At 72.1% G+C, this 17444-nt stretch carries 17 protein-coding genes; 8 read left to right on the top strand and 9 right to left on the bottom strand.

What is annotated here, in order from left to right:
• Nucleotides 1-74: 74 nt before the first annotated feature.
• The 4 genes from ACZ470_RS03305 to ACZ470_RS03290 are packed head-to-tail and all read right to left on the bottom strand — an operon-like array spanning nt 75 to nt 4199.
• Nucleotides 75-1043, bottom strand: a complete 969-nt coding sequence (locus tag ACZ470_RS03305; protein WP_468423919.1) for an arabinan endo-1,5-alpha-L-arabinosidase — start codon at nt 1041-1043, stop codon at nt 75-77.
• Nucleotides 1044-1060: 17 nt separating this feature from the next.
• Entirely contained in the window at nt 1061-1918 is an 858-nt protein-coding gene (locus tag ACZ470_RS03300; protein ID WP_468423918.1) for a carbohydrate ABC transporter permease, read from the bottom strand.
• Nucleotides 1915-2853, bottom strand: a complete 939-nt coding sequence (locus ACZ470_RS03295; RefSeq protein ID WP_468423916.1) for a carbohydrate ABC transporter permease — start codon at nt 2851-2853, stop codon at nt 1915-1917. The genes ACZ470_RS03300 and ACZ470_RS03295 overlap by 4 nt, the downstream gene beginning before the upstream one ends.
• The gene (locus ACZ470_RS03290; RefSeq protein ID WP_468423915.1) at nt 2850-4199 is read right to left on the bottom strand and encodes an extracellular solute-binding protein; all 1350 of its coding nucleotides are present in this window, start codon (nt 4197-4199) and stop codon (nt 2850-2852) included. The genes ACZ470_RS03295 and ACZ470_RS03290 overlap by 4 nt, the downstream gene beginning before the upstream one ends.
• A gap of 227 nt (nt 4200-4426) precedes the next feature.
• On the opposite strand from ACZ470_RS03290, the gene ACZ470_RS03285 reads away from it, so the two are divergent.
• From ACZ470_RS03285 to ACZ470_RS03265, 5 genes are all read left to right on the top strand, one after another.
• Entirely contained in the window at nt 4427-5653 is a 1227-nt protein-coding gene (locus ACZ470_RS03285; RefSeq protein WP_468423914.1) for an MAB_1171c family putative transporter, read from the top strand.
• A gap of 91 nt (nt 5654-5744) precedes the next feature.
• Nucleotides 5745-6269 carry a toxin gene (locus ACZ470_RS03280; protein ID WP_468423912.1) on the top strand — a complete coding sequence of 175 codons (525 nt, stop codon included), beginning with the start codon at nt 5745-5747 and terminating at the stop codon, nt 6267-6269.
• Nucleotides 6266-7450 carry an MAB_1171c family putative transporter gene (locus ACZ470_RS03275; RefSeq protein WP_468423911.1) on the top strand — a complete coding sequence of 395 codons (1185 nt, stop codon included), beginning with the start codon at nt 6266-6268 and terminating at the stop codon, nt 7448-7450. The genes ACZ470_RS03280 and ACZ470_RS03275 overlap by 4 nt, the downstream gene beginning before the upstream one ends.
• 31 nt (nt 7451-7481) lie before the next feature.
• Nucleotides 7482-8687 carry an MAB_1171c family putative transporter gene (locus ACZ470_RS03270; protein WP_468423909.1) on the top strand — a complete coding sequence of 402 codons (1206 nt, stop codon included), beginning with the start codon at nt 7482-7484 and terminating at the stop codon, nt 8685-8687.
• Nucleotides 8677-10077 (top strand): NAD(P)/FAD-dependent oxidoreductase, encoded by a 1401-nt coding sequence (locus ACZ470_RS03265; protein ID WP_468423907.1) that lies wholly within the window; start codon nt 8677-8679, stop codon nt 10075-10077. The genes ACZ470_RS03270 and ACZ470_RS03265 overlap by 11 nt, the downstream gene beginning before the upstream one ends.
• A 56-nt stretch (nt 10078-10133) precedes the next feature.
• Here ACZ470_RS03265 and ACZ470_RS03260 read toward each other — a convergent pair whose 3' ends face one another.
• The gene (locus ACZ470_RS03260; RefSeq protein ID WP_468423905.1) at nt 10134-11015 is read right to left on the bottom strand and encodes an NAD(P)-dependent oxidoreductase; all 882 of its coding nucleotides are present in this window, start codon (nt 11013-11015) and stop codon (nt 10134-10136) included.
• Between the two features lie 96 nt (nt 11016-11111).
• On the opposite strand from ACZ470_RS03260, the gene ACZ470_RS03255 reads away from it, so the two are divergent.
• A complete protein-coding gene (locus ACZ470_RS03255) occupies nt 11112-11474 on the top strand; it encodes a winged helix-turn-helix transcriptional regulator (RefSeq protein WP_468423904.1) in 363 nt (120 codons plus the stop codon).
• A gap of 197 nt (nt 11475-11671) precedes the next feature.
• On the opposite strand, the gene ACZ470_RS03250 is transcribed toward ACZ470_RS03255, so the two are convergent.
• The 4 genes from ACZ470_RS03250 to ACZ470_RS03235 form a co-directional block, all read right to left on the bottom strand.
• Nucleotides 11672-12526, bottom strand: a complete 855-nt coding sequence (locus ACZ470_RS03250; RefSeq protein WP_468423902.1) for an SMP-30/gluconolactonase/LRE family protein — start codon at nt 12524-12526, stop codon at nt 11672-11674.
• Entirely contained in the window at nt 12523-13296 is a 774-nt protein-coding gene (locus tag ACZ470_RS03245) for an IclR family transcriptional regulator (RefSeq protein WP_468423900.1), read from the bottom strand. Before ACZ470_RS03245 ends, ACZ470_RS03250 begins: the two co-directional genes overlap by 4 nt.
• A gap of 165 nt (nt 13297-13461) precedes the next feature.
• On the bottom strand, nt 13462-14688 hold the full coding sequence (locus tag ACZ470_RS03240) for a PucR-like N-terminal domain-containing protein (protein ID WP_468424059.1): 1227 nt from the start codon (nt 14686-14688) through the stop codon (nt 13462-13464).
• A 24-nt stretch (nt 14689-14712) separates the two neighbouring features.
• Nucleotides 14713-14865 carry a hypothetical protein gene (locus tag ACZ470_RS03235; RefSeq protein WP_468423898.1) on the bottom strand — a complete coding sequence of 51 codons (153 nt, stop codon included), beginning with the start codon at nt 14863-14865 and terminating at the stop codon, nt 14713-14715.
• 227 nt (nt 14866-15092) lie between these two features.
• On the opposite strand from ACZ470_RS03235, the gene pgfA reads away from it, so the two are divergent.
• Together pgfA and ACZ470_RS03225 are read left to right on the top strand one after the other, a co-directional pair.
• Complete coding sequence (pgfA, locus tag ACZ470_RS03230) at nt 15093-16079, top strand: cell envelope lipid trafficking protein PgfA (protein WP_468423896.1); 987 nt, start codon at nt 15093-15095, stop codon at nt 16077-16079.
• 209 nt (nt 16080-16288) lie between these two features.
• Nucleotides 16289-17428: a glycosyltransferase family 4 protein gene (locus tag ACZ470_RS03225; protein ID WP_468423894.1), complete on the top strand. Its 1140-nt coding sequence runs from the start codon at nt 16289-16291 to the stop codon at nt 17426-17428.
• Nucleotides 17429-17444 lie beyond the last annotated feature (16 nt).

The following is a 17444-nucleotide window of genomic DNA, read 5'->3' as shown; positions in this document are numbered from 1 at the left end:
CCTTCCGAATAGGGGGTTTCTGTGCCATCGCGGCTGCGGGTCGTTGGGGGCTGGTCGCGCAGTTCCCCGCGCCCCTAATGGACGGTGGGCCAGCCGTTCTTCTGCCAGCTCAGCCTATTGAGCCCGAGCTTGGGGGTGCCTTCGTCCTCGGCGTCGTAATAGTGGTAGGCCAGCCAGTCGCTGCCCCTGTCCCTGAAGACGGACTGGCCGCCCGTGCCCACGTACTTGCCGTGGCCGGCCAGCAGGAGGTCGCCGCCGCCCTCCAGGAGTGGGGTGCCCTTGCTGTCGGTGTACGGGCCGGTGACGGACGTCGAGCGGCCGACCTTGATCTTGTAGGTCGAGTTCACGCCCGAGCAGCACGCGTCGTGGGACGCGAAGAGGTAGTAGTAGCGGCCGTGCTTGACGATCTCCGGGCCCTCGACGGCGTACGGCTCGTCGGGGCGGGTGGCGAGGTGGTGGACGGTCGCGTCCTCGATCGCCTTGCCGGTGTCCGGGTCCAGTTCGACCATGCGGATGCCCGTCCAGTACGAGCCGAACGTCATCCACAGGCGGTCGTCGGCGCGGACGATCGCCGGGTCGATGGCGTTCCAGTGGTCGGTGGTCTCCGAGGAGAAGACCTTGCCGTGGTCGGTCCAGCTGCCGGGGAGGCCCGTGCGGGAGGTGGCGACGCCGATCGCGGAGTGGTTGGTGCCCCAGGAGGAGACGGCGTAGTAGAGCCAGTAGCGGCCGTCGCGGTAGGAGAGGTCGGGGGCCCAGGGGTCGCCGGTGTCGTTGTACTCGTACCACCAGCTCGGCGGTTCGGCGAAGGCGTTGCCCGCGTCGTCCCAGTGGACGCGGTCCTTCGACGTGCGGGCGCCGATGACGCCGCCCGTCGAATAGGCGACGTAGCCGCCGGACTTCAGGCGCAGGACGGTCGGGTCGTGGATGATCTGCTGGCCGGTGATGGGCTGGGGGTCGGGGTACGTCACGTCGGCGCGGGCGGTCGTCGGCAGCAGGGCGACGACCGCGGCGGCCAGGAGGGTGACGATTCTGAGGCGCTTCACAGCGGGGTCTCCTCTGGTTACTGGCCGGCCAGACCGGTGTGGGCGACGCCGGCCACGATCTGGCGCTGGAAGAAGACGAAGACGATGATCAGCGGCAGGCCCGCCATGAGGCCGCCGGCCATGAGCTGGGCCCACTGGATGCCGTAGGAGTTCATGACGGTCGCGATGCCGTTCGGCATGGTCATCAGGTCGGGGTTGTTGGTGACCATGTAGGGCCACAGGAAGTTGTTCCACGAGCTGATGAAGGTGAAGATGGCGACCGCCGCGAGCGACGGGCGGGACAGCGGCACGATGATCGTGAGGAAGACGCGCCAGCGACCGGCGCCGTCGATGAAGGCGGCCTCCTCCAGTTCGCGCGGGACGCCCTGGAAGAACTTGTAGAGGATGTAGACCATCGCGGCGGGCGCGCACTGCGGAAGGATCATGCCCCAGTAGGTGTCGACCATCCCCATCTGCTGGACGGTGGTGAAGAGGGGGACACCGAGGACCGCCGGGGAGATCATCAGGCCGGCCATCACCACGCCCATCAGGACGCTCTTGCCGCGGAACTCGGTGCGGGCGAAGCCGTATCCGGCCAGCGCGCTGACGACGAGGACGATGGCGGTCACGCAGACGGACACGACCAGGGAGTTCACGAACCAGTTGGTGATGTTGCCGGTCTCCCACAGCGCCGTCCACGCCTGGGTCGTCCACACCTCGGGCAGCCAGTGCGGCGGGATCTCGGCGGCCTCCGCCTCGGACTTGAGCGAGGTGAACAGGGCCGCGGCGATCGGTGCGACGAAGACGGCGGAGACGGCGACGCCGAGCAGCGTGAGCACGATCTGGCTGGGCGTCCAGGGCTTGCGGGGCCTGACCCGGATCTGGGTGGCGCTCATCGGGTGCCCTCCTCACGGTTGCGCAGCAGCGCCATCCGCGCGAGGGCGACGGCCGCGATGATCACGAAGAAGATGATGGACATGGCGGAGGCGTAGCCCACGCGGTAGCTGGTGAAGCCCTGTTCGAGGGTGTACTGGACGAAGGAGCGGGTGCTGAGCTCCGGTCCGGGGCTGAAGTCCATCATCACGACGGCCTGGTCGAACAGCTGGAGCGAGGCGAGGACCTGGAGCGCGATCACCAGTCCGGTGATGTTGCGCAGCATCGGCAGCGTGATGTGGACGACGCGGTGCCAGGCGTTCGCGCCGTCCAGTTTGGCGGCCTCGTAGAGGTGGGCGGGGATGCCCTGGAGGGCGGCGAGGTAGAGCAGGAAGCTGAAGCCGACCGTCCACCACAGGGTCTGGATGACGATGGCGAGCATCGCGTACGACTTGTCGGTCAGCCAGGGTGTGTCGAGCCCGAAGGTCTGGTTGAACAGGCCGATGCCCTGGGTGAACAGCCACTGCCACATGTTGGCGGCGACCGTGGACGGCAGCAGGAACGGCACGAAGAAGCACAGCCGCCACAGCCACTTCCCGCGCTCGATGTGGTGCGCGAGCATCGCGAGCAGGAAGGCGAGGACGGTGATGCAGGGCACGACGAGCAGCGTGAAGTAGGCGCTGTTGCCGAGCGCGTCCCACATCGCCCGGTCGTTCAGCGCGTCGCGGTAGTTGTCGAGGCCGACGAAGCTCGCGCCCTCGCCGGAGATGTTGGCGTCGGTGAAGCTGAGGTAGAGGCCGCGCAGCAGCGGCCAGATCACGAAGAGGGCGAAGAGCGCCAGGAACGGGGCGACGAACCAGCCCCCGTGCTGGAGGCCCTGCTTGCGCCGGACGGTCGCGGCGGCGGTCGCGGTCCTGGCCCGCGCCGGTACGGCGACGGACTGAGCACTGGTCGTCATGCGACCGCACCTCCCTGCGCGGCGGTCCTGCCGTCCATCGGGTTCTTCGAGGCGAGGAGTGTGGTGAGCCGGTCCTTCAGGCGCCGGGCTACGGCGTCGGGCTTGGCGGAGCCCATCGTCGAGGAGACGACGACGGGGCCGAGGTCCTGGGCGAGGACGCCGGTGGACCCGGCGAACCACACCTTCGGCTCGGTGGCCTGGTGGTCCATGGCGGAGACGTACTCGTTCTGCGGCGCCAGTTCCTGGTACTCGGGCGTGGAGAGCGTCGGCGTGTACGCGGGGATGTGGCCGCCGGCCGCCCACTGGAGCGCGTTCTTGACGACGTAGGCGGCCAGTTCGTGCGCGGCCTCGTTGGTGGCGCCGCCGCGGCCGGCCTGGTGGGGCAGGACGAAGGCGTGCGACTCGGCGTGGGTGGCCTGCTTGCCGAAGACGGGCGGCAGCGGGGTGGCGCCGTAGTCGAGCTTCGCGCCGGAGAAGACCGGCACGGACCAGTTGCCCTCCCAGGTGAAGGGGGCGCCGTTGACGAACTGTTCACCGGTCGGCGCGCCCGGGATGACGTATCCGTCGGTGACGTGCTGCCGGAGGAACTCCAGTACCTGGGTGGCCTTGTCGGTGTCGAAGAGCACCTCGGTGTTGGTGTCGTCGAACCACTGGCCGCCGAGCTGGGTGTAGAAGGCGACGAAGAACCACCACTGGAAGTTCTGGTCGTTGGTCCACAGGCCGACCGTCTGGAGGCCCTTCTTCTGGGCCTGCTTGGCCTTCTTCAGGACGTCGAACCACTCGGTGGTGGAGCCGACCGGGATCATCCGGCCGTCGTCGCCGAGCAGGCCGGCCTTCCTCAGCACGTCCTTGCGGTAGAAGCAGAGCTGGACGTGGACGTCGAGGGGCAGGGCGTAGAGCTTGCCGTCGATGACGCCGCGGTTCCACAGTGCCGGGTTGTAGTCCTCCTTGCGCACGCCGTACTTGGCGAGCAGGCCCTCGTCCCACGGGTCGAGGAGCCGTCCGGGCGAGAAGCCCGCGACCCGGCCCACGTGCATGACGCCGAGCTCCGGTGCGCGGTTGCCCGCGGCCGCCATGGCGAGCTTGGTGTAGAAGGGGTTGCCCCACTGGAGCGTGGAGTCCTTGACCGCGATGCCGGGGTGCTCCTTCCGGAAGGCGTCCAGCATCGCGATCATGTTGGCGCCGTCGCCGCCGCTGAAGAGGTTCCAGTAGCGCACCCGGGTGTCCGCACCGGAGGCGAGTGCGTCGGCTCCGGTGCCGAGCGCCGCGAAACCGAAGCTTCCGGCGATCGTCAACCCACCCAGTCCGGTGAGAAGTTGCCTGCGACTCAGGCCAGGTCGTCCCATGCCCTGCCCCATCTGCTCGAGATAGCTCGTCGAATTGGTTCGAAATACCGAATGACGCTCGTAACTTCGAACGGGACCGTAGGTGGACAGCGCTTTCTCGTCAATGGTTCGGACACGAACTCGGGGCGGGACTTTTCGCGCACCGTGCACGCATGACGCGGACACACCGAGCCGCGTAGGCTCGAACGGCCTTACGTGCGGCAGTGGAGCGAGAGCGGGGGGACGCGATGGGGTCCGCGGACGTGGCCATGGGTCCGGCCTCGTTCCTCAGCGAGCTCTACACGACCTTCTGGTGGATCCCGGCCGGCGTCCTGGCGGCCGCGCTGGCGATCAAACTGCCCTCGATCATCCGGCTGTGGGGGGATCCGCTGCTGCGCGCGGTCGGCGGGCTGCTGCTGCTCGCCTGCGCGGTGTTCGTGTTCGTCGCGCCCTCGACCATCGTGTGGGTCAACCGGGTCACCGGCGTGCCGAACATCTCGGCGCCCTGGGTGTACTCGCTGCTCACCGCCTTCTGCGGCTCCTGTCTGGTGCTGATCATCGCCTGGCGCGACGGACCGCCCGAGCACTCCCCCTCGACCCGCCGCGCCACCCGCCGGGTCGTCGCCGCCTACGGCGGTGTGATCGTCGCGTTGTGGGTGCTGTTCGCCCTCGCGGACGTGCCCGAGGAGCGCACCCGGGACCTGGACACCTACTACGCCACCACGCCGTTCATGCGCGAGGAGATCCTGCTGTACCTCCTCGCGCACACCACCGCCGTACTGATCACCTCGAAGCTGATCTGGAACTGGATCCGCGCCGACGGACTCGACGCCTGGCTGCGCTGGGGACTGAAGTTCCTGGGCGTCGGGTACGCCCTGAACCTGGCCTTCGACGCCGCCAAACTCACGGCGGTGGGCGCGCGTTGGACCGGGAACGACCTGGACTGGCTCAGCCTGAACGTGGCCCCGGCGCTGGCGTGTCTGTCCGCGGTGTCCATCGCGGTCGGCTTCATCCTGCCGCACGCCGGCCAGTACCTGCACGAACGCTGGCGGATCCGGCTGGCCCACCGCAGGCTGCGGCCCCTCTACCGGCTGATGCGGTCGGTGCACGGCTCCGGACTGCCGATCGTGCTGCGCGCCGGACCCGAACTGCGCCTGACCCGCCGCGAGACCTTCATCCGGGACGTCCTGCTGCCGCTGGCCCGCCGCACCGACGAGCGGATGCGCGAGCGGGCGTACGCCGCCGCCCTCGGCCTGGGGTACCCGCCGCGGCGGGCGCGGGCGCTCGCCGCGGCCGTGGTGATCCTCGACGCCGTCGAGGCCGGGCCCGGTACGGACGGCGGCCAGGAGCTCGACACCACGGAACTGCTCCGCGAGATCGGGGCGGTCTCGCGCGCCCTGCGCCACCCCGACGTGATCCGGGAGGTCCGCGCCCGCGCGGTGGCACCCGGGGACAGCCTGGCGGTCACCGAGTGACCGCGTGGCACGGGGAACTGGCCGGGACGGCACCGTACTTGGCATATTGCACAGGTGACAGGGCAACACCCAGGGGAACAGGGAGACAGCGGTGCGTACCAGGAAGGAGATGCGTCGCCTCGCTGACGCCCTCATCGATCCCATCCGGGTGCCGGTCCCGGCGGATCCCGAGGTGCTGTTCGAGGCCCTGGTCGCCTCCGTCAGCGCCTGGCGGGGCCGCGAAGTGGTCGTCCACCGGGCGGCGTTCCCGCCGCACACCGCGAGCGGGCTGTGGCTGGAGCGCGACGGCCACGACGACGTGGTGGTGGACGAGCGGGCCGCCGTGTGGCACCAGATCGTGATCTTCTGCCACGAGGTGTGGCACATGAACCGCCGGCAGGCGGACGCGGAACCGCCCGCCGGTGAGTCCCGGCCGGTCGCCGCGCGCACCGACTTCAGCCTGGCCGAGGAGCAGGAGGCGGACCGCTTCGGCATGCTGATGGGCCGCCGGCTGCGCACCTGGCTGGACGCCTCCACCGACTCGGTGTACGCGGCGGAGGGCGGCGACCCGGAGGACCCGCAGGACCTCGCCGGACGCATCGGGGCCGCGCTCAACTACCGCGGGACGAAGAGATGAGCGGCCTCATCAACTACGTGAGCTGCGGGGTGCTGTGGCTCGGCCTGCTGGTCAAGGCGCCCGATCTGCTGCGGCACCGCGGCGACCCGTATCTGCGGGCCATCTGCGCCGTCCTGGGGACGGCGGGGCTGTGCTTCTTCCTGGGGGCGCCGCCCACGGTCGGCGCCGTCAACCGGATCGGCGACGTGCCGAACCTCGCGGCGCCGGTCACCTACGCGGCGATCACCGGGTACTGCGCCGCGTCCCAGGTGCTCATCGTGCACTGGCGCGGCGGGCCGCGGGTGCGCCGCGTCACCCGCCGCTGGATCCTCGCCTACGCCGTGGTCGTGCTCGGCATCGCGGTGACCTTCGTCCTCGGGGACGCGCCCGTGGAGCGCCGTACCGACTTCGACACCTACTACGCGACGACCCCGTTCATCGCCCAGATGATCGTGCTGTACCTGGTCGCGCACCTCATCGCGGCGACGGTCACCTCGGTGTCGTCGCTGCGCTGGGCGCGCCGCGTACGGGGCGGGCTGCGGGCGGGTCTCGTCCTGCTCGGGACCGGATCGCTGTGCGGCGCCGGGTACAGCGTGGCCAAGCTGGTCGCGGTGGGCGGCCGCTGGGCGGGGCGGGACTGGTCGGAGCTCGGCACCACCGTCTCCCCGGCAGCCGCGGGTCTCGGCGCGCTGCTGACCGTGGTCGGGGTGCTGGTGCCGCTGATGGCGCCCCGGGCCGCCGAGGGGCGGCGGGCACGGCGGACGTACGCCCGTCTGGAGCCCCTGGAGCGGGCGCTGGACGATCTGCTGACCCGCAGGACGCTGCGGCTGCCCCGGCCCAGGTTCGTCTCCCCCACCACCCGGCTGATGTGGCGGCAGACGAGCATCCACAACGCGCTCAGCCACCTGGACGCCTACTTCGACCAGGAGCTGTACGACCGGACCCGCGCCGGTGTGCTGGCGGCGACGGGCGACCCCGAGCGGGCCGAGGCCGCCGCGTGGGCGGCGATGATCACCGCGGCGGTGCGGGACGAGGCGGAGCCGGGACGCCGGGTCCCGCCGGCCGACGGGAGCGGCCGGTTCCTGGACCGGGTGCCGGACCCGGCCGCGCTCGCCCGCATCGCCGACGCGCTGTCCGGTACGCCCCCGGTGCCGGCGGCCGCCGCGGTGCCGAGCGGTACGACCACGGCGGGGACCGCGTGAGCCGGGCCCCGGGCGGAAGGAGCCGGCCGGTATGAGTCTCGTCGTCTACCTGGCGGCCTTCGTGTTCGGGATGACGTCCGTGCTGCTGTTCCGCCGCCCGCGCACGGCGGCCCTGCGGAACCCGCTGACGCTCTCGACCTGCGCGGCGATCATCCTGGGCGCGCTGGTCTTCGTGTGCGCGGCGCCGGCCACCCTGTCCACCGTCAACGCGCTCACCGGCATCCCCAACTTCGGGGCCCCGCTGACCTACGGGATGCTCTCCGCGTACAGCTGCGCCGTGCTCGTGCTGCTGATCAACTGGCGGGGCGGGCCCCGGGAGCGGGTGCGGCGGCTGGTGCTGCGCAGCGTGGCCGCGTACGGCCTGCTGGTGGCCGCCATCGTCGTGCTGTTCTCGCTCGCCGAGGCGGACACCGAGCGGCTGACCGACCTGGACACGTACTACGCCAACACGCCGTTCATGCGGGAGATGATCCTGCTGTACCTGCTCGGGCACACCGCGGCGATGCTGGTGATGTGCGCCGTCTGCCTCAAGTGGGGGCGCGAGGTCGGCGGTCTGCTGCGGACCGGGCTCAGGCTGATCCTGCTCGGGGCGCTGCTGGACGTGGTGGGGTTCCAGCTGGCCAAGTACACGGCGGTCGTGGCCCGTTGGACGGGTCATGACCTGGACTTCCTGTCCACCACGCTCGCCCCGCCGATGGCCTCGCTGGCCGCGCTGCTGTGTTCGGCGGGGTTCGCCCTGCCGACACTGCTGCCGTCCGCGGTCGCCCACTGGCGGGGGCTGGCCGACTACCGGCGGCTGGCTCCGCTGTGGTCCCTGGTGAAGTCGGTGTCCACCGCGCCCAAGCCGCCGGCCGCCTGGTGGCAGCTGCCGCAGGCGCGGCTCCAGTGGCGTGAGGTGTCCATCCACGACGCGCTGCTCGCGCTGGCGCCGTACTTCGACCACCGGGTCCGTGAGCGGGTGCGGGACACCGCCCTGCGCGCGGGCCGCTCCCCCCACGAGGCCCGGCTCGCGGCGGAGGCGGCCATGCTCACCGACGCGGCGCGCCGGGCCGCCACCCGGGAGGAACCGCCCGAGACCGCCGGTACGTACCGGCTGCACGCCACCGAGGTGTCCGGCACCAGCGGGCTGGTGGAGCTGGCCCAGGCGCTCCACTGCCCGCCCGCCGGGCGGGACGGGGCGGTGCCGCCGTCCGTGACCGGAACCGTGACCGAACCCGAGGAGCCCCATGTCGCGTAGAGCTGTCGTCATCGGTGCCGGTCTGGCCGGCATGCTGGCCGCGGCCGTCCTGTCCCGTGCCGGGGCGGACGAGGTGATCGTGCTGGACCGGGACGAGCTGCCCGAGGGCCCGGAACACCGCAAGGGGCTGCCGCAGGGGCGGCACGCGCACCTGCTGATGGCGGGCGGCATGGACGCCATGGAGGAGTTGCTGCCGGACGCGGAGCTGCGCAAGCGGCTGCTGGCCGCCGGGGCGCACGAGGTGCCGCTCAACTCGGGCATGCTGGCGCTCACCCCCGAGGGCTGGCTGCGGCGGTGGCGGCGCGAGGGCCCGGTGATGGTGACGTGCAGCCGGGCACTGCTGGACTGGGTGGTGCGCTCGACGGTGCGGGAGCAGGCGCCGGTGGAGATCCGCAAGGCGGCGGTGGTGGGGCTGGCGGGCTCCGCGGGGCGGGTGCGGGGGGTGCGGATCGCGGCGCCCGGCGGGGACACGGATCTGGAGGCGGACCTGGTCGTGGACGCGAGCGGACGCGGGACGCGGGTCGTCAGCTGGCTGGGCGCGCTCGGGCTGGCCGGTGTCCAGGAGCTGGCGGTGGACTCGGGGCTGGTCAACGCGTCGCGGGTGTACCGGGTGCCGGAGGGGGCGGAGCGCTTTCCGCTGACGATCGTGCAGGCCGACCCGTATGCGTCGCGGCCGGGCCGGAGCGCGATGGTCCTGCCGATCGAGGGCGGCCGCTGGCTGGTGAGCTGCGGCGGCACGCGGGGTGGTGAACCCCCGGCGGATCCGGAGGGGTTCCTGCGGTACACGCTCGACCTTCCGGACCCGATCGTGGGGCGGCTGATCTCCGGCGCGGAACCGCTGACCGATGTGCATCTGAGCCGGTCGACGAGCAATGTGCGGCGGTATCTGGAGAGGATGCCGCGATGGCCGGACGGCTTCGTGGTCCTCGGGGACGCGCTGGCCACGTTCAACCCGGCGTACGGGCACGGCATGTCGGTGGCGGCGTTCGGGGCGCGGGTCCTGGACCGGGAGCTGGTCCGGGGCGGGCTGACCGCGCCCGGTCTCGGGCGGCGGGTGGTGCGGGGCGCGGCGCGTGCGGTGGACACGGCGTGGTCCATGGCCGTCGGGCAGGACGTGCTGTATCCGGGGGTGCGGGGCGGGGCGCCGAGCGTCGCCGACCGGGTGGTGACGGCGTACACGCGGCGGATGATGAAGGCGGCGACGGGGTCCTACGCGGCGGCGTCGGCGATCTGGGACGTGACGAGTCTGCGTACGCCGCCGACGCGGATGTTCCGGCCGGGGGCGGTGCTGGCGGCTGTCGCGGGGTCTCCGCTGCCTGTGCCGGCCGAGGCCCCGCTGACCCCGAGCGAACGCGAGCTTCTGCGGGGCCTCGACCGTACGGGGGTGTGAGCCTGGGGTTCCCGACCGCGGCGCCGACGACGAGGCCAACCACCGGGCTCGGTCGGTCAGTGCACCAGCAGGTCGATCACTCCCGTCAGGTCCTCGTCGCCGCTGCCCTCGGCCAGGCGGCGCCGCATCAGCTCGAAGTAGGGGTTGAGCAGTTCCGGGCTGACACCCTGCTGCTCGGCGGTGCTCAGGAAGGTCGGTGTGCCGGCCACCTGCATGGCGAGGTTGGAGACGACGCCCTTGGTGTAGTCGCCACTGCGCAGCTGGTCGGCGGTCTGGTGAACGGCCGGGGCCATCGCGACGAGCCAGTCGGCGAGCAGCGGGGCGAGCGCGGCGGGGTCGATGTCCTCCTTGCGGATCAGGGCGAAGGCGTGCGCGGCCCCGGCGAACATCCCGTACATGGCGCTGAGCAGGGCCACGTCGTGCAGGGCCGCGAAGCCCGCGTCCTCGCCGACGTAGGTGGTGCCGGCCGGGACGGCCAGGGTCTCCCGGTGCCGCTCGAACAGCTCCGGCGAGCCGCTGTAGAAGACGTAGCCGCCGGCTTCCGGCACGCCGATCATCGGGGGGACGGCCATGATTCCGCCGTCCAGGTAGCGGGCGCCGCGCTCACGGGCCCACTCGGCGCGGGCGCGGGCCTGGGCAGGGGTGCTGGTGGTCAGGTTGACCAGGTCCCGGCCGGCCAGGTCGGCGCCGGCCAGCACGTCATCGACCGAGGTGTCGTCCAGCAGACAGACGACGACCAGGGTGTTCGCCGCGACCGCCGCAGCGGCGCTGTCCGCGACCCGTGCCCCCTCGGCGGCGAGTGCCGCCGCGCGGGCCGGGGTGCGGTTCCAGACGGTGAGCGGGTGGCCGGCGGCAAGCCAGGTACGGGCCAGCGCGGTGCCCATCGCGCCGAGGCCCAGCAGCGTGACGGGAGTCTTCTCAACAGTGTTCTGCGTCATGCCGATTAGGCTGGTCACTGGTCCGGAGGTGATCAAGTACGCACTTGGCAGTGGGTGGTTACCCCGGGGTGAGCGAGCACGTCGGAAGGGTGGGGCATGACCACGCTGAACCGGCCGGGCGCACCGGACGGACACGTCTGCGGGATCGACACCGCGATGGAGGTGATCGGCGGCAAGTGGAAGGTGCTGATCCTCTGGGCGCTCCACGAGCACCCCTGCCGTCGCTTCGGGGAGCTGCGTCGGCTGCTTCCGGGAATCACCGAGAAGGTGCTGGCCTCTCACCTGCGTGAGCTGGAAGCGGACGGCGTCGTGCACCGCGTCTCCTACGACGAGGTGCCGCCCCGCGTGGAGTACTCGCTGACCGAGGACGGCAAGCGCCTCAACGACGCACTCCAGCCGCTGGCCGCGTGGGGCCGCGAGCGGCCGACCACGCGAGGGCCGGAGGAGCGGGCGGGCTAGTGTCCTGCGCCCCCGCCGCCCCTTCCCGTCCCGTCCCGGGGGCTCCGCCCCCGGACCCCCGCTCCTCAAACGCCGGAGGGGCTGAGATTCAGCCCGTCCGGCGTTTGAGGACGAGGCCCGAAGGGCCGAAAGGGGGGTCTGGGGGCGCAGCCCCCAGGGACGGGAAGGGAAGGGGCGGCGGGGGCGACATCAGCTCGTCAGCCCGCGAACGGAGGCTGGGGCACCCCCTTGCCCGCGTCCGGTATCACCAGTAGGGAGCCCGCCAGGGGGTGGGGGGACGTCAGGCCCACTCGGGCCGTCGTGATGTACAGGTCGGTCAGGTCGGGGCCGCCGAACGCGCAGGCCGTGACGCGGGGGACGGGGAGCGGGATCACCCGGTCCAGCTCGCCGGACGGCGTGTAGCGGCGTACCGCGCCACCGTCCCACAGGGCGACCCACACGCAGCCGTCGGCGTCGACGCACAGCCCGTCGGGGAAGCCCGCACCCTCCTCGATCGTGACCAGGGACCGCCGGCCGGTGATCCGGCCGTCCGCCTCGCCGACGTCGAAGACGTCGACGCGGCGGGTCGGCGAGTCGATGTAGTACATCAGCCGCCCGTCCGGGCTCCAGCCGGTGCCGTTGCTCACCGCCACGTCGTCGAGGAGGACGTCGACCGTGCCGTCACCGGTGACCCGGGAGAGGGTGCCGCCGCAGGGCGCCTCGTCGTAGCGCATGGTGCCCGCCCAGAGGCTGCCGTCGGGGGCGACGGCGGCGTCGTTGCCGCGGCGGCCGGGGACGGCCTCGCGGTGCAGCCAGCGGAAGGTGTCGTCGGGGTCGATCAGGCCGATGCCGTCCCGCAGGTTGAGGACGAGGCCGCCGCCCGCGCGGGGCTTGACCGCGCCCACGTGCTGGTCGGTGCGGCGCAGGGTGCGCCGGCCGGTGGCGGGGTCGTAGGTGTGGACGCGGGAGCCGAGGATGTCGATCCACAGGAGGCGGCCGGTCGCGGGGTCCCAGGTGGGGCCCTCGCCCAGGGCCGCCTCCGCGCGGACGGCGACGTCGAAGGTGTTCGTCATGCCACGCTCCGGTGGCCGAGGCGCTCGGACAGTTCGGCGGCGCCCTTGGCGGCGAGCTGCTCCAGCTCGCCGAGGCGGTCGTCGCTCCACCGGATCATCGGTACGGAGATGGACAGCGCGGCGACCACCTGTCCCGTGCGGTCGCGCACCGGCGCGGCGACGCAGGACACGTCCGGATTGGACTCGCGGCTCTCCACGGCGATGCCCCGGGCGCGGATCTCCGCGAGGGTCTCGCGCAGGGCGGCCGGGTCGGTGATGCTGTTGGGGGTCATCGCGGTCAGCTCGGCGTCGTCGGGGATGCGCGCGGTGAGCTCGTGCTCGGGAAGGGAGGCCAGCAGCATCTTGCCGACGGAGGTGCAGTGGGCGGGGAGCCTGCGGCCGGCCGCCGACACCATGCGTACCGCGTGCGTGGAGTCCACCTTGGCGATGTAGATGACGTCGGTGTCCTCCAGGATCGCCACGTGCACCGTCTCGTCGCAGGTCTCGGCGACGGAGCGGGCGACCTGCTGGCCCTCGGCGGCGAGGTCGAGGTGTTCGGCGTAGCGGGCGCCGAGCTGGTACGGGCGTACGCCGAGCCGGTAACGTCCGGGCTGGCCCGCCACCGGGACGATGTACTTCCGGGCAGCGAGCGTGGTCACCAGCTCGTGGACGGTGGTGCGCGGCAGCTGGAGCCGGCGCACGATGTCGGGGGCGGAGAGCGTCCCGTCCCCGTCGAGGAAGAGCTCGAGAATGTCGAGAGCCCGGGTCACGGCTGGTACGAGGCGTCCCACGACCGGCCCCCTCCCTGTATGTCTCAGGCGCCTGCGGTGCTCGTTCGAGATTTCAACAGGCGATCGGAATGGCGAACACACAGGCTAGCCATACGGGCCGACCCCGGGCAATGGGCCCGTCCCCCCGCCCTGTCCCGTGCCGTCGTCCCGTCCCGTCCCCGGACGTCACCGGCGTACGCGGGGATCCCCCAGTTCACCTCGGAGACGCTGGGCGCGCAGGACCAGTTCCAGTTCGAAGCGGCGGTCCGGATCGTCGATCCCGTCGCCCCACAGTTCGCGGATCTGGCGGAGGCGGTAGCGGACGGTCTGCGGGTGGACGCCCAGCCGTGCCGCCACCTCGGGCGCCCCGCCGCGGGTCTCCAGCCAGGCCAGTAACGTTTCCGCGAGCCGTCGGCCGTGCGTCGGGCCGCAGTGGGTCAGCGGGGCCAGGCAGCGCAGCGCGAGGTCGTCGATCAGCTCCTCGGGCTGGAGCAGCACCAGCGCCTCGGTGTGCTCGGTGCAGTGCAGCACCTCTCCGGCGGGCAGCAGCCGCCGCTCCATCAGCTGGACGGCGGACTCCGCCCAGCGCAGCGACTTCGCCGCGTCGGCGAGCGGCACCGGCGGCCCGATCGCGCCGGACCACCCGGTGAGCGCGCGGTGCAGCAGTTCGGGGCGGCCGGCCGCGTCCGGCTCGGGCACGACCATGCGGGGCTGCTCGTACTCCATGTCGAGCAGCACCTCCTCCCCCACCGCGGGCGCCACCGACTCCCGCGCCGGGCGCAGCAGGACGCCCACGGCGACCTTCTCGGGCAGCGGCCAGCCGATCCGGGCGGCCCGTTCGGCGAGCGCGTCGGCCGGGTCGCCCCGATGGTGTCCGGCGAGCAGCAGTTCCATCAGTCGGCGTTGCAGCCGCAGCCGTTCCCCGGCCTGCCGGGCGGCGGCCTCGGCGTATCCGCGCAGCGACTGGTCGACCAGGCCGTCGAGGTACTCGTAGCCGGCGTCGACGAGTTCGTACATGGCGGGTGGCGGGAGGTCGACGCGCTGGCCGATCTCGGCGAAGCGGCGCCAGGCGAGACGGACGCCCATGCGGTAGATGGCCTGGAGCGAGTCCAGGGACCGTCCGTGCAGGCCCTCGCCGCGCCCGAAGTCCTGGAAGACGTCCGGCGGTACGGTCGGCCGGCCCACCGGGTCGTCGGCGTGCGCGAGGTGCTGGACGAAGACCTCGATGGCGCGGCGGATGCCGACCAGGGCCATGGGCTCGCCGGAGTCGTCGAGGACGACGGGCAGATGGGGGTACTCGCGCTGGATCTCGCTCATGATCTCCTCGGCGAGCGCGGGCGCCTCGGCCATGGCGATCCGGGCGAACCGGCGCACCTGGTGGCGCGGCACCTCGTTCCAGGCGGAGCGGACCATGACGGTCCGGGGGGACGTCACGGATCAACTCCCCTGACCGGCACGCTCGTAGGTGATCAGAGGGGTGTTGGGCTGGTCGGGCGTGGCTTCGAGCAGGGCCACCACGCCGAGCGCGGCACCCGCGGCGAGGACGGCGGCGAGCGCCATGGTCAGCGCGGCGGCGAGCAGTCTGGACATCGCAGGGTCAGCCTCTCTGTCGGGAGGTTCCCCACCCCCGGCACCGGACCGACCACCCTCATGTGTCGTGCGTGTGTCGTGCCCACAGTGTCGACATGACATTGACACTCCGTCAAGGGGCGTTTACGGTTCCCGGCTCATAGGGGGTGGGGAACTCCCGCACGCGCACCTTCTCTCACGGCGCCGGCCGTCCGCGCCGCGCCGTCCGAAGCCTCTGGAGTGCCCGGATGCGCCGTACAGCTTCCCCGCTTTCCCTGGTCCTGCTGGGTCTCGGCACGTTTCTGCTGGTGCTGGCGCCCCTGTTCGCGTGGTACGTGCAGCCGCGTGCCGCGGTGAATCCGATCGACATCGACACCACCGCCGTCTACACCGGCCGGGGCAGCGTCTTCGACCTCGACCGGATCGAGACGGTGCCCGACCGGAGGATCACCGTGACCCAGCGGGTGCGGGGCGACGTCGCGGACAGCGAGCGCAGCGGGAACGCCGTGTGGGACGTGACGACCTCGGTCGACACGGACACGTCGCTGCCCGCCGCGGACCCGCACGACGCGCTGGACTTCACCCCGCACCGCTGGGTGCTGGACCGCCGCACCACCAGGCCGGTGCACTGCTGCGGGGAGAAGTCGCGCATCGAGGGCGAGGCCTATCTGAAGTTCCCGTTCGACGTGCGGAAACGCTCCTACCAGTGGTGGGACAACACCCTCGGCGACACGGTCGTCCTGCGCTACCGGGGCACGGAGAAGGTCCAGGGCCACACCGGCTACCGGTTCACCGGTTCCGTGCCGGCGACGAGGACCGGCACCCGGCTGGTCCCGGGCGGCGTCGTCGGTGAGCCGGACCGTCCGCAGGTGCTGGCCGAGGAGTGGTACTCCAACCACGGCGTCGAACTGGTCGTTGACCAGCGCACCGGCCGGGTGATCCACGCGCAGACCGGCCCCCGGCAGACCCTGCGGGTGCCGGGCGGGGACGAGGACGCGGTGGTGCTGCTGGACGCGAAGAGGATCGCGTTCACGACGGAGACACAGCGGGAGGCCGTGCGTCAGGCGAAGCGCGACAGCTCCCAACTGCGGTTGGTGGGCGAGACGTTGCCGGTCGGGGCCGCCGGGGCGGGGAGCGTCCTCGCGGTGATCGGCGCGGTTCTGGTGGTACGTGGCCGGAAGGCGGAGGAAGGTCCGGAACCGTCCGGTATGCCGACTCCCGTTGACATGAAGTGACGGCTCGTCAGGCGCAACAAAGCCGGAAATTGTCACCTCCGTGAGTAGCCGCGGGGAACGTCTGGGCGAAAACTGTCCCATCCCCACCCCGTCACAGCCCGTCCACACCCCCCACCCAGGAACATCCCCGACACCCCACAAAGGGCTCCCGCCCTCCCCCCACCTCCTCTCCCTCTCCCCTTTCCCCACGTCGACGAGTTGGAGCACTGATGCCCCAGCACGTGCCGTCCTCGCTGCGCACCGCGCCCTCCGGCGCCGCGCGGCACCTTCCGGCGATCCCCCCACATCCGCGCCGGATCGTCTTCCTCGCCCACCGCGACCTGGGCAATCCGTCCGCCGGCGGCTCCGAGCTGCTGGTCGACCGGCTCGCCGACGGACTGACCCGTCTGGGCCACCAGGTCACCCTGCTGTGCGGAGGGCCCGCGGCCTTCCGTGACTACCGGGTGGTGTCGGCGGGCGGGGCGTACGGCCACTACCTGCGCGCCCGTTCCGCCTTCAGCCGTCAGGTCGGCGACTGCGACCTGCTGGTCGAGGTGTGCAACGGCATGCCCTATCTGGCGCCCCTGTGGCACCCCGGCCCCACCCTGTGCCTGGTCAACCACGTGCACACCGATCTGTGGCGGATGCGGTTCGGCGGTCCGCTGGCGCCGGCCGCGCGGCTCGGACGAAGACTCGAACACTGGGCGCTCACCCGCGCTCGGCAGGGCGGGCTGGTCGTCGCCGTGTCCCCGTCCACCGAGCAGGCCCTGCGGGACCTCGGCGTACCCCGGGAGCGGATACGGGTCGTGCACAACGGGGTGGAGGAGCCGGGACCGCGCACCGAACGGTCACCGGAGCCGCTGTTCCTGGCCGTGGGCCGGCTCGTCGAGTACAAGCGGATCGATCTGCTCCTGAGGCTGTGGGAGCGGGTGCGGCCGGTCACCGGCGGCCGGCTGGTGATCGTAGGCGACGGGCCGGAACGGGAGCGGCTGGAGCGCCTCGCCGGTCCCGGGGTCGAGTTCACCGGGCATGTGTCCGAGGCGGAGAAGCACCGGCTGCTGTGCGCGGCCTGGCTGTTGCTGCATCCCTCCGCGGTGGAGGGGTGGGGGCTGGTGGTCACCGAGGCGGCGGCGCGCGGGACTCCGGCGGTCGCGTTCGATGTGCCGGGGCTGCGGGATTCCGTGCGGGACGGGGTGACCGGTGTTCTCGCACCGGGGTCGTCTTCGTTCGCGGCGGCGTGGTGTTCTCTTGCGCTGGCGGCGCGGCGGCGGGAGTCGATGGGCAGGGCTGCGCAGGCCCATGCTGCGCGGTATCGCTGGGAGCGCACGGTGCGGGAGTTTCAGGCGGTTGCCTGCGAGGCGGTTCGGTGACGCCGGGGCGGCGGGG

This window comes from Streptomyces sp. NPDC031111 (genome assembly GCF_055570675.1).
The sequence above is the reverse complement of the archived record's forward strand: the minus strand, read 5'-3'. Positions and strand labels throughout refer to the sequence as shown.